This is a genomic window from Microbacterium sp. SYP-A9085 (assembly GCF_009649635.1).
Classification (GTDB): Bacteria; Actinomycetota; Actinomycetes; order Actinomycetales; family Microbacteriaceae; genus Microbacterium.
Map to the genome: position 1 here is coordinate 699,304 of NZ_WJII01000001.1, position 12,211 is coordinate 711,514.

10 protein-coding genes are annotated in these 12,211 nt (G+C 70.6%); 4 read left to right on the forward strand and 6 right to left on the reverse strand.

The genetic code is table 11. The features are described from left to right. Window positions 1–502 precede the first annotated feature (502 nt). Genes GH740_RS03325 through GH740_RS03335 form a run of 3 tightly spaced genes read left to right on the forward strand, consistent with a single transcriptional unit; the run spans window position 503 to window position 2,877 of the window. Window positions 503–1,450, forward strand: a complete 948-nt coding sequence (locus tag GH740_RS03325) for a ParA family protein (protein ID WP_367640499.1) — start codon at window positions 503–505, stop codon at window positions 1,448–1,450. After that, complete coding sequence (locus GH740_RS03330) at window positions 1,450–2,463, forward strand: ParB/RepB/Spo0J family partition protein (protein WP_153744612.1); 1,014 nt, start codon at window positions 1,450–1,452, stop codon at window positions 2,461–2,463. The genes GH740_RS03325 and GH740_RS03330 overlap by 1 nt, the downstream gene beginning before the upstream one ends. Before the next feature lie 48 nt (window positions 2,464–2,511). Further along, entirely contained in the window at window positions 2,512–2,877 is a 366-nt protein-coding gene (locus GH740_RS03335; RefSeq protein ID WP_153744613.1) for a tryptophan synthase subunit alpha, read from the forward strand. A gap of 70 nt (window positions 2,878–2,947) precedes the next feature. On the opposite strand, the gene trxA is transcribed toward GH740_RS03335, so the two are convergent. From trxA to GH740_RS14010, 4 genes are all read right to left on the reverse strand, one after another. After that, window positions 2,948–3,271 (reverse strand): thioredoxin, encoded by a 324-nt coding sequence (trxA, locus tag GH740_RS03340; RefSeq protein ID WP_153744614.1) that lies wholly within the window; start codon window positions 3,269–3,271, stop codon window positions 2,948–2,950. 61 nt (window positions 3,272–3,332) lie between these two features. Then, window positions 3,333–4,325 (reverse strand): thioredoxin-disulfide reductase, encoded by a 993-nt coding sequence (gene trxB / locus GH740_RS03345; protein WP_367640502.1) that lies wholly within the window; start codon window positions 4,323–4,325, stop codon window positions 3,333–3,335. Window positions 4,326–4,428: 103 nt separating this feature from the next. Beyond that, window positions 4,429–6,024, reverse strand: coding sequence for a murein biosynthesis integral membrane protein MurJ (murJ, locus tag GH740_RS03350; protein WP_367640504.1), 1,596 nt, complete (start codon window positions 6,022–6,024; stop codon window positions 4,429–4,431). Further along, entirely contained in the window at window positions 6,021–8,363 is a 2,343-nt protein-coding gene (locus tag GH740_RS14010) for a DUF6049 family protein (protein WP_367640506.1), read from the reverse strand. Before GH740_RS14010 ends, murJ begins: the two co-directional genes overlap by 4 nt. A gap of 159 nt (window positions 8,364–8,522) precedes the next feature. Between GH740_RS14010 and GH740_RS03355 the strand changes: the two genes are divergently transcribed. After that, window positions 8,523–9,968 carry a CCA tRNA nucleotidyltransferase gene (locus GH740_RS03355; RefSeq protein WP_153744617.1) on the forward strand — a complete coding sequence of 482 codons (1,446 nt, stop codon included), beginning with the start codon at window positions 8,523–8,525 and terminating at the stop codon, window positions 9,966–9,968. A 244-nt stretch (window positions 9,969–10,212) separates the two neighbouring features. Here the strand turns inward: GH740_RS03355 and GH740_RS03360 are convergent, their stop codons facing one another. Together GH740_RS03360 and GH740_RS03365 are read right to left on the reverse strand one after the other, a co-directional pair. Next, window positions 10,213–10,818 (reverse strand): response regulator transcription factor, encoded by a 606-nt coding sequence (locus tag GH740_RS03360; RefSeq protein WP_367640508.1) that lies wholly within the window; start codon window positions 10,816–10,818, stop codon window positions 10,213–10,215. Beyond that, window positions 10,815–11,990 carry a sensor histidine kinase gene (locus tag GH740_RS03365; protein WP_253941165.1) on the reverse strand — a complete coding sequence of 392 codons (1,176 nt, stop codon included), beginning with the start codon at window positions 11,988–11,990 and terminating at the stop codon, window positions 10,815–10,817. Before GH740_RS03365 ends, GH740_RS03360 begins: the two co-directional genes overlap by 4 nt. Between the last annotated feature and the right edge of the window lie 221 nt (window positions 11,991–12,211).

Here is a 12,211-nt window from a genome sequence, read left to right on the forward strand (position 1 = left end):
GTGGGTTCTCTCGCGCTCCGCCCGGTATATGGCTGCATCCCGGACCTCGCGCGAGCCGGAGCCGCGGGTCGGGTGAACTGCCGGACACCGAGGTCTGAGAATTCAGAGCGAATTGCCGTCCCTTCGTGACGCAGTGAGGATGCGAACGGGCACGACGGGACGGCGATTTTCTCTGGGTGGTTCCCGTGGATGGCGCGGCGTTGGATGTCGGATTCTTAGCATCCAGCGCGCACATGGCTGCGACCCCGTTCACGTGAAACATCTCGACCACTCGCCCGGCCGCGAAACGGCGCTCCGCGTTGAAATTCGTTCGCTGCCGTGCCGCGGGAACTCAGCGTCCGTTTCACGTGAAACATCCGGATCGCCCTCCCCGGCGGGCCCCGCCCGGCGCCGTTTCACGTGAAACAGAACATTCCCGGCGGGCGCGCGTGGGCGTCGGGGGAACGGGGAGGCGCCGCTTAGACTTGGGAGGTCGACCGCGAAGACAGGGAGAGTGTTTCACGTGAAACAAGCCGAGGACTCGGATATCACGGCATTCGACCCTCTCGCCGACAGTCCGATCGCCCGTGAGCTCGCCGATCTCTCGGCGCGGCGCAAGACCCTCGAGGCGGCGACCGTCGACCTGCCCGGCACCACCCGGATCATCACGGTGTCCAACCAGAAGGGCGGCGTCGGAAAGACGACGACAGCGGTCAACCTCGCGGCAGCCCTCGCGTCGGTCGGAGCGCGGGTCCTCGTCGTCGACCTCGACCCCCAGGGCAACGCCTCGACGGCACTCGGTGTTCCGCACAGCGCAGACATCCCGAGCATCTACGACGTCCTCATCGACGAGTTCTCTTTCGCGGACATCATCCAGACGAGCCCGGAATCCGAGCTCCTCACGTGCGCGCCCAGCACCATCCACCTCGCCGGTGCGGAGATCGAGCTCGTGTCGCAGGTCGCGCGCGAGCATCGCCTCCGCGGTGCGCTGGACGACTACCTGGCATCCGCGCCGCAGAAGCCCGACTTCGTCATCATCGACTGCCCGCCGTCCCTCGGTCTTCTCACGATCAATGCCTTCACCGCCGCGCAGGAGGTGCTCATCCCGATCCAGTGCGAGTATTACGCGCTGGAGGGCCTCAGCCAGCTGCTCGGCAACGTCCGCATGATCCAGAAGCACCTCAATCCGCGGCTGCACGTCTCGACGATCCTGCTCACGATGTACGACGGCCGCACCCGGCTCGCACAGCAGGTGGCCGAGGAGGTGCGCTCGCACTTCTCGGACGAGGTGCTCGACACCGTCATCCCGCGCTCGGTGCGGGTCTCCGAGGCGCCGAGCTTCGGGCAGACCGTGATCGCCTACGATGGCCAGTCCGCCGGGGCCATCGCGTATCGCGAGGCAGCGCTCGAGATCATTCAGCGGTATAACGACACGCACGCCGATGAGGCAGCGAACGAAGGAGGCGCCTGATGGCGGCCAAGCGGACAGGACTCGGGCGAGGCATCGGAGCGCTCATCCCCACGACGGAAGGGTCCCAAGAGCGGCCCGTCGACGTCTTCTTCCCCGGAGCCGCGCGCACCGTTGCGAAGGCGAAGGATGCGGCGGCCGACGCGCGGGGCGGCGTCGCCACCATCACGGTGGAGGACGCAGGCGATGGCGCGACCGAACTGGTCGCGGTGCCGGGCGCCCGTCTTATCCGCGTGGATCCGCGGCAGATCGTCCCCAATCCCCGTCAGCCGCGTACGGTCTTCGACGAGGACGACCTCGCCGAGCTCGTGCACAGCGTCCGCGAGTTCGGCGTGCTGCAGCCGGTCGTCGTGCGCGAGAACGCCGCCGGCGAGTACGAGCTCATCATGGGCGAGCGCCGCACCCGCGCCGCGCGCGAGGCCGGCCTCGAATCGATTCCCGCGATCCTGCGCGACACCGCCGACGAGCACCTGCTGCGCGACGCCCTCCTGGAGAACCTGCACCGCTCCGAACTGAACCCGCTGGAAGAGGCATCCGCCTACCAGCAGCTCCTCGAGGACTTCGGGATCACGCAGGAGCAGCTCGCCACCCGCATCGGCCGGTCGCGCCCGCAGATCAGCAACACGATCCGGCTGCTCAAGCTCCCGGTCCCGGTGCAGCACCGCGTGGCGGCCGGCGTCCTCAGTGCGGGGCACGCCCGTGCCATCCTGTCCCTGGACGACGTCGAGGCGATGCAGCGGCTGGCGGACAAGATAGTGAACGAGGATCTGTCGGTGCGCGCCGCCGAGGCTGCCGCGAAGGCGAGGGACACCGTTCCCGCCCGCGGTCCGGCGCCGAAGGCCGGCGCCCGCAAGGCATATCTCGACGACGTTGCCGAGCGCCTCGGCGATCGCCTGAACACGAAGGTCAAGGTGACACTGGGCGCACGAAAAGGCCAGATCAACATAGATTTCGCAACCGTGCAGGACCTGAATCGCATCCTCGGCGAGCTGGGGGAGTCCGTCTACGGCGCCTGACCGGCGCGTGTTGACTACCCTCGCGCGGGGCTCGCGTACCCTGGAACGATGACCGATCCGACCGGCGACCAGACGCGGGATGTCAGCATTCCGCGTCGCGCGAGCCTCGAGTTGCTGCGTGCCGAGGCCGCGGACGAGCTCGCGGTGGTCATCCACGAGCGGCTGCTCGGCGGCGAGGACCCATGGGACTTCATGGAGGACCTCCCGTCCGTCGACGAGCTGGTTGTGCTCACCCTGCGCGCCGAGAACATCGCCGCGAACGGTGGAGTGCGGCCGAACTCCTCCCGCCACTACCGCGTGCTGAGGCAGATAGCGCTCGAGTACCCCGCGCTCACCCCGACGGTGTGGCACCTGCTCGGCGACGCGAAGGCGTATCGGCGCTGGGATGCCGTCCCCCAGGCCGACGTTTCCTGACGTCACGCCGCCGGTCGGCAACACGAAAGCGCCCGCGACCGGGCGGTCACGGGCGCTCTCGCGAAGAGTGTCAGTTGAGGTAGGACGCCAGATCCTGCTCGAGCGCGAACTTCGGCTTCGCGCCGATGATCGACGTCTTCACCTCACCGCCCTGGAAGACCTTCATGGCGGGGATCGACGTGATCTGGTACTTCATCGCCAGATCCGGGTTCTCGTCCACGTTGAGCTTGAGGATCGTGATCTTCCCGGCGTTCTCCGCCGCGATCTCGTCGAGGACGGGGGACACCATGCGACAGGGACCGCACCATGCGGCCCAGAAGTCGACGAGGACCGGGCCCTCTGCCTGCAGGACGTCCTGCTCCCATGTGGCGGATGTGGTCGCCTTGGCGGTCATGTTTCTCCTTCGGTGGAAGTCGTTCAAGGGGTGAAACGTCGACGGATGCCGGATTGTTCCGTCACACCGCCGACGCGGCGGTCTCGGCACGACCGCTGATCTCGTCTGCATGCGGCTCCGGCTCTCCGGCTTCGCCGAGAGCGGCAAGGAAGTGCTCGGCATCCAGTGCCGCGACGGTGCCGGAGCCGGCGGCGGTGACGGCCTGCCGGTACGTCGGGTCGATCACGTCGCCCGCGGCGAACACGCCCGGCACCGACGTGCGCGACGAGCGCCCGTCCACCCACACCGTGCCCTCGTGGGTCAGATCCAGCTTGTCGTGCACGAGGTGCGTGCGCGGGTCGTTGCCGATCGCGACGAATACACCGGTGACCGGCAGCTCGCGGCGGGATCCGTCGACCGTGGACTCCAGCAGCACGCCGGTCACGGCATCCCCGCCGAGGATGTCGACGACCGCGCTGTTCCACACGAACTCGATCTTCTCGTTCGCGAAGGCGCGCTCCTGCATGATCTTCGACGCGCGCAGCTCGTCGCGGCGGTGCACGACGTACACCTTCGAGGCGAAGCGGGTCAGGAACGTGGCCTCTTCCATCGCGGAGTCGCCGCCGCCGACGACGGCGATCTCCTGCTCACGGAAGAAGAAGCCGTCGCACGTGGCGCACCAGGACACGCCGTGCCCGGAGAGCCGGTCCTCGCCGGCGATGCCGATGCGGCGGTAGGCCGAGCCGGTGGCGAAGATCAGGGCGTCGGCCTCCTCGACCCGGCCGCTGCCGAGCGTCACACGCTTGACCGGGCCGTCGAGGTCGAGCTCGACGGCGTCGTCGTAGAGGATCTCGGCGCCGAACTTCTCGGCCTGGGCCTGCAGCTTCGCCATCAGGTCGGGGCCCTGGATGCCATCGGGGAAGCCGGGGAAGTTCTCCACCTCGGTGGTGTTCATCAGTTCGCCGCCCACCTCGACGCTGCTGGCGACCACGAGCGGGCTGAGGTTCGCCCGCGCCGCGTAGATCGCCGCGGTGAAGCCCGCGGGGCCCGATCCGATGATGATGAGCTGGCGCACTGTATCTCCCTGTCTGCAGACGGCGTCGCCGTCTGGATGCCTCAACACATCGTAACCGCGCGGCATTCCGGCCCCCGCGGGCATTCCATTCACCGAACGGCGGTCAGCGACGGGTCAGCCGGCGCAGGATGCCGAGGGCGGGGCCGAGCTCGGGGGCGCGCAGCAGCGCGAGAAGGCCGACGTAGACGATGAGGCACACGAGGCCGATCACGACGGCCCCGACCGCGGCGAGGACCTGGCTGGCAGCCATCCAGCCGCCGGCACCTCCGGCGAACAGGAAGACGCCCCACCCGGCGAGCCCGGCGGGGATCGCGGCGAGGATGAACCGGGCCAGGGCGCCCAGCCATGAGCGCACCCGCAAATCACCGATCTTGCGGTGCAGCAGCCACGTCGCCAGGACAACCTGGACGATCGCGGCGACCGACTGCGCCGCCGCAAGCGCGGCCGCCAGCAGCTCCACCGGCAGCGACAGGCCCGCGGCGATCGTCGCGCCGATCACCATCGCGGACTGCACGATGGTGAAGAAGAACGGCGTGCGCGTGTCGTTGTACATGTAGAACGTGCGCTGGATCGTGAACTGCACGGCGTTCGGGATCAGTCCCACCAGGAAGCACAGCAGCACCACACCGGCCGCCACCGCCTCCGCCGCGTTCTTCGTGAAAAGGCGTGACGCGGGGACCGCCGCCGCGGCCAGGGCGAACGTCGAGATCACGATGAACACGCCGAGGGTCCGGATGCTGCGGCCGATGTCGGCGCGCACCTCCTCGTGGCGCCCGGCGGCCGCGTGCTCGCTGAGCCGCGTGAAGTAGGGGGTGCCGATCGACAGCACGATCAGCGAGTACGGGATCATGTACAGCAGCCACGCGTTCTGCGTGACGAGGATGCCGGGGTGGTCCTCGGCGGCCGCGGACAGGACCAGGGACTGCACCGCACCCGCGATCTGGCCCAGCAGCACCATGAGGAACGTCCAGCCGGCGAGGCGTCCGATCCGGTTCAGACCCACCCCGCGCCAGTGGAAGTCGAGGCGCACGCGCAGCCCCGTGCGCGGCCAGAACACCGCCAGCAGCACAGCCTGCACGACGATCCCCGCGGTGGCCGTCCCGCCCATCAGCGCAATCTTCCCGGCATCCCATGCGACAGTGTTGCCGAGCGGCCCGAACAGCACGATGAACAGGACGAACCCGGCGATCGACACGATGTTGTTGACGATCGGGGCCCACGTGAACGGGCCGTACACGCGTCGCGCGTTCAATGATTCGCCGACCAGGGCGTACAGCCCGTAGAACAGGATCTGCGGCAGGCACCAGTAGGCGAAAGCGGTGGCGAGCGCCTGCTGGGCGGGCGGGAACTCGCGTCCGTACAGCTGGACGAGCCACGGCGCGCAGATCATCGCTATCGCGGTCGCGGCGAGCAGTCCCACCGCGCCCAGGGTGAAGAGCTTCGAGATGAACGCGCTGCCACCGTCCGGATGCGAGGCGGCCTGCACTATCTGCGGCACGACGACGGCGGCCAGCAGCCCCGTCGAGATGATCGCGTAGATGTTGTTCGGCAGCTGGTTGGCCAGGGCGAACGCGTTGCCCGCGGCGGACACCGAGCCGCCGACCGCTGCGACCAGCACAATCTGCCGGAGGAAGCCGCTCAGGCGCGAGATCACGGTCCCGGCGCCGATGAGGACACTGGCGCGACCGATGCTGCTCACGTCGACATCCCGTCCGGACCGCGGCGCGGGTCGTCGCCGAGTGGAGGGGACTCCGCCGAGCGGAGGGCATCCGCGCCGGATTCGCCCTCCTGTAGCTCGATTACCCTCGCGTCGGTGGCGGCATCCGCGTCCGCGTCTGTGGCGACATCCGCGTCCGCGGCATCCGCTCTCCGGCGGCGCCGCGCCAGCACCATCCGCACGAGGCCGAGGGCGAGGAACCCGCCGATGGCGACGCCGAGGACGGTGAGCCCGATCGCCTCCCATTCCGCGTGCACGTTGACGCCGACGGACTGCGGCGGCCCGATCCGCACACCGGTGGGGCTGCGCAGCTGCAGGTCCAGCGAGACTTCGCCGTTGCCGATGCGCGCGCGCACCGGCACCCGTGCCGCCGTCGTGCTTGATGCGTGCGCGACCACCGTCGTCAGAGTCTGCACCTCCAGTCGAAGATCGTCCGGCTGGGTGACGAGGATCAGGTTCACCGGCCACGGCAGGTCGTTGCGGATGCCGAAGCCAAGCGTCGCCACGGTGCCGGCGAGGTTCCTGTCACTGGTGGGGGCTATCGAGACGGCCCCGAGAGTCGTCGCCGTCGCCTCACGGTGGGCGGTCAGCGCTGAGCGCCAGCCGGCCGTGTCGCGGATCCACCCGCCGCCGATCAGCTGGAGGATCGTGGCGCGCTCCGGTCCCGTCAGCAGCGTCGAGTCCTCCAGGATCGAGGCGAACGAGCTGAGGGTGCGCTCGCCGGCCTCGAGGTCCTTCAGGGCCGCGGCCCAGGGGGCGTCGGAGGGCGCGGCCGCGATCGTCACGGGATGGGGGGATGCTGCGACAAGCGCCGTCAGTGTCGCTGCCGTCGTCCCCGGCACGCGTGTCACGGTTTCGACAGCGGCCGACAGACCCGGTCGCACGGCCGCACGGTCGACGGCGACCAGTAGCGGTTGGGTGGAGGTGCGCGCGGCGAGGTCGAGGCCGGCGGTCACGGCCGCCAGCGCAGCCCCGCGCACGGAGGGATCATCCTGCGCGGCGGCCGTGCGCAGCTCGTCCGAGATCGCGGAGTCATAGACGAGGACCTGCGCCTTGCCCGACGTGCCGCGGGCCGGGACGGTGGCCTGGGCGCCGGCGGCCGTCGACGCGGACGGGACGAGCGTGAGGGCGGCGGTGTCGTCCGTCGACATGGTGCCCAGCGCGGCGACATCCTTCGCGTCCGCGGAGCCCGAGAACGGCCAGGTGACGGCATCCCGGGTGTTCTCACCGAGGTACTGCAGGGCCTCGAGCGTCGGGAACTCCGGCGTGTTCGGCCCTGCCGTCCGCGGCGGAGTGGGCGACGGGGTCTTTCCGTCCGGGGTGGCGGGAACTTCCTCCGGCGTCGCGATGGGACCGGCGGCGAAGTCCGCCGGGGACATATACGCCTGGAGGGATGTCGGCTGCAGCAGCGTCTTGTGCCCGTGCCGTGTCTGCACCGCGACATCCGCGTCGCCGAACTGAAGGGCGAAGCGCTCGTTCGGCAGCATGTACAGCCGTTCCAGCCACTGCGTCGCAGACGCGGGGGCCGCGGTCCCCAGAGCCCGGATCGCCGCAGGAATGGCCGGGTCGATGGCGAGGATCGCCGACGTGCCCGCGACGGCGTTGAGCTGGGCGGTGAGGTCGCCGTCCAGCGCGGTGAGCGCGGTGAGCTGGTCAGCGGTCAGCAGGCCCGCTGTGAGGGGCCCGGCGGTGATCGGAACAACGAGGCCGACGGGGGTTCGGGTCGCACTGTCGGGGCGGGGCACCACCACGACGCTGGTCACCGTGCGCGCGGTGCCCGCACGCGTGATCGTGGCTGCGAGGGGGTACACGCCGGGGCGGAGGTCCTTGATCGTCGGGTCGTCGGCGGGGACGGAGATCAGCGTGCGGCCGGTGTCGCCGGGTTCGACCGCGTCGATTGCGGCGCTGCCGACCTGCGTCATCCCGGCCCCGGCCGTCGACGCGTCGAGCCATCGGGCCAGCGCGGGCCGGTCGGCGATCGGGCGGGTCCCGATCCGCAGCACAGTCTGGGACGCGGCGATCGAGTACGCGGTGCCGTTGCGCAGCGTCGCCCAGGCGGACAGGCCGCGCGCAGGGCGGAGAACACCGCCGTCCTGCGGGGACAGATATGCCTCCACGGTGCCGGACAGGGTCGGCTCGGGCGACGGCGTGGGCGTCGGATCCGCTGCGCGCGCAGGCCCGGAGACAGCGGCCGCGAGCATCACGGTGGCCGCGGCGATCAGTAGTGCGACGATGCGGCGGATCGGGGATCGCCGGTCGACACGGGCGCGCGGGCCGACGGGATGCCGCGGCGCGCGCGTGACGGGGGCAGGTGTGGTCACGGACATGGTGGATCGGCGTGCGGCACGGATGCCGCGCGAACAGCTGTGATTCTACGGGTGCGGGCTCGCCGCCCGCCGAGTGCGCGCCGGGACGGGCCGCGTGGCGCCGACCCCGCGGCGGTGCGGTCCACGGGATCGGCCCGGATTAGGCTGGAACCCATGCTCAATATGGCCGAGGGTGTGGTGCGCCTGGATGCGCTGGCCGCAGCACCCGCGGTAGCGGCTCTCGCGGAGGCGTTCGCCGCCGCCGGCCGCGAGCTGGCCATCGTCGGCGGCCCCGTGCGCGACGCCCTCTTGGGCCGGGACACGCACGATCTCGACTTCACGACCGACGCGCTGCCGGAGCAGATCCTGCGGATAGTGACGCCGATAGCGACCGCCCATTGGGACATCGGCCGCGAGTTCGGCACGATCGGGGCGCGCGTGCACGGCGAGCAGGTCGAGATCACGACGTATCGCGCCGACAGCTACGACGGCACGACGCGCAAGCCGGTCGTCGCGTTCGGCGACGACATCGGCGGCGACCTCGTCCGCCGCGACTTCACCGTGAACGCCATGGCGCTGCAACTGCCGGACAAGCGCCTGATCGACCCCACCGGCGGCGTCGAGGACCTCGTCCGTGGCCGGCTGCGCACGCCGATCGACGCGCGGGTGAGCTTCGGCGACGATCCGCTCCGGATGCTGCGGGCTGCCCGGTTCGCCTCGCAGCTCGGCTTCGACGTCGACCCGGAGACCGTCGACGCGATCGAGCAGCTGCGCGAGACGATCCAGATAGTGTCCGCCGAGCGGATCCAGGGCGAGCTGCTGCGGCTGCTGGCCACCGACGATCCGGGGCGCGGCATCCGTCTGCTCGTGGATACCGGCTTGATGGGGCAGTTCCTGCCGGAGGTGCCGGCGCTGCGGCTGGAGATCGACGAGCACCACCACCACAAGGACGTGTACGAGCACTCGCTGACAGTGCTGCGGCAGGCCATCGACCTCGAGCATGCGCGGCATCCCGGCGCGGCCCCGGATGTGCCGCTGCGCCTGGCAGCCCTGTTGCATGACATCGGCAAGCCGTCCACCCGCAAGCTCGAGCCCGGCGGTGCGGTCACATTCCACCACCACGACATCCGCGGCGCGCGCCTGGCCCGCAAGCGGCTGCGCGACCTGCGGTTCGACTCGGCCACGATCGACGTCGTGACGAAGCTGATCGAGTTGCACCTGCGCTTCTTCGGCTACGCGGAGGGGGCCTGGACGGATGCCGCGGTGCGGCGGTATGTGCGTGATGCGGGCGGCGAGCTCGAGCGGCTGCACATCCTGACCCGGGCCGATGTGACCACGCGCAACAAACGCAAGGCGCGGATGCTGGCGTCCGGGTACGACGACATCGAGCGGCGCATCGCGGAGCTGGCGGCGCAGGAGGAGCTCGACGCCATCCGGCCGGAGCTCGACGGGAACAGCATCCAGGAGATCCTCGGCATCCCGCCCGGGCGCGAGGTCGGCGCGGCGTACCGGTTCCTGCTCGACCTGCGTCTGGACGAGGGCGTCCTCGGGCCGGAGGTCGCGGAGCAGCGCTTGCGCGCGTGGTGGGCTGCGCGCCCCGCCGCCGCGCCCGGGCGGTAAGCGGTCGCAGCCGGCCGCCCCTTCGCGAGGCATCCCCGTACTTCGCGAGGCAGCCCTGAACTTCGCGAGGCAGCCCTGAACTTCGCGAGGCAGCCCTGAACTTCGCGAGGCAGCCCTGAACTTCGCGAGGCATCCCTGAAGTTCGCGAGGCAGCCCCGAACTTCGCGAGGCATCCCCGCCGCGGATGCGGATGTCTGCAGCGCGCGCGATGGGCGGAGCCCCGGCATGCCCTCCATTCAGCCGGCTACAGCCAGCCGCTCTCCTCGGCGATCCGCGCCGCATCGGCGCGATTGCGCCCGCCGGTCTTACCGATAGCGCTGGACAGGTGGTTGCGCACGGTCCCCTCGGACAGGTGCAGGATGCGCGCGATGTCGGCGATCGAACCGCCCGCGCGGGCGACCTCGAGCACGTCGGTCTCCCGCTCGGTCAGCGGCGAGTCGCCCTGCGCGAGCGACTCCGCTGCAAGGTCCGGGTCGACCACCCGCAACCCCTGGGCCACGCGGCGCACGGCATCCGCGAGCTGCGACGCGGGGGTGTCCTTGACGATGAACCCGGACGCGCCGGCGCGCATCGCCCGCTTCAGGTATCCCGGACGGCCGAACGTCGTGACGATGAGGGCGCGGCATCCCGGCACCTGCTCACGCAGCTCGGCGGCCGCGGCGAGCCCGTCCATGCCGGGCATCTCGATGTCGAGCAGGGCGACGTCGGCCTGCGTCTGGAGCGCCCGCGGGGCGACATCGTCGCCGCGAGCCACCTCCGCGACCACCTCGATGTCGCGCTCGAGGGCCAGCAGGGCCGACAGCGCACCGCGCACCAGGGCCTGGTCGTCGGCGATGAGCAGCCGGATCACAACGTCACCGTCAGGCTGAAGCCGCCCAGGTCGCTGCGACCGATCGACATCCGGCCGCCGACCGCCTCGACCCGCTCGCGGAGGCCGCCGAGGCCCGTCGAGGAGACCTTGGATGCCGCGGGCCCGACGCCGTCGTCCGCAACCTCGACGACGTATTCGCCCAGCCGCACGACGCAGCGGCGCGCACCCGAGTGGCGCACGACGTTCGTCACCCCTTCGCGCACGACCCACGCCGCGAGCTCGCGACGTGCCGGGGGCACGGCATCCGTCGCCCGGGGGAGCTCCGCGTCGATGCCCGCGGCACCCAGAGCTCCGAGCGCGGCCACCAGCTCCCCGCTGAGCGTCACGCCGCGAGACCCGGCGACCGTGGCGCGCACGTCGGCGAGGGCGCCGCGGGCCAGCTGCTCGATCTCGCCCACCTCCGTCTTCGCGCGGACCGGATCGGCATCGATCAGTCGGGCCGCAAGCTCGGATTTGACGGTGATCACAGTGAGCGAGTGGCCGAGGATGTCGTGGATGTCGCGCGCCATCCGCCCGCGTTCACGCTCGGCGGCCATCGCCTCGAGCCGGTCCTGCGTCCGCCGCAGCTGGTTGAGCGTGGCGAACGCGTTCGCGAATGCCGCCATCATCAGCGAGATCGAGAACACGATCGCGGGGAGCCACAGGTCGTCCTCGGTGAGGCCGTCCAGCATCGTGCCGAACCAGAGGGCGCCGATCGCGAGAACGCCGATTCCCAGGATCGTCGTCCGCCAGCCGAGCACCATCATCCCCAGGGCGACGCCGACGTAGGTCCAGACGCTGCGCACGCCCCAGCTCAGCCACGGGTACAGGGTGAACGACAGGGTGAGCAACGTCAGCACCGGGACGATGCGCCAAAGGGCCGGCAGCGCCCAGCCGAGCGGGACGGCGGCCAGGAACGCAAGCGCGAACACCGCGATCAGTGCGAGGCCGAGGGCCGCGGAACCGGGTGAGCGGGACGCGTCCAGCACCTGCTGGCCGGTGCTGATCAGCCAGAGCAGCGAGAGCCCGCCGCCGACGTACCAGCTGACCGTGCCGCGCGAGATCAGCACGTCCGGGAGCGCCGCGAACGGAGCTGCGCCCATCGCTCGCGGCAGCATCGGCCACGGCGGGCCGAAGCGCCGCGCCGCGGCATCCCGCACATCCTCGTCCATCACGCCCACCCTAGTTTCGCCCGCTTCTCGTCATCTCGTCCCGCCATCGCGTCTTGTCTCGCGAGGCAGCCTTGAAGTTCGCGAGGCAGCCCTGAAATTCGCGAGGCATCCCTGAGCGCGCGGGCTGCCTCGCGCATTTGAGGGCTCCCTCGCGGATTTGCGGGCTGCCTCGCGAATTAGAGGGATGCCTCGCGGATTTGGGGGCTGCCTCGTGGCGAGGG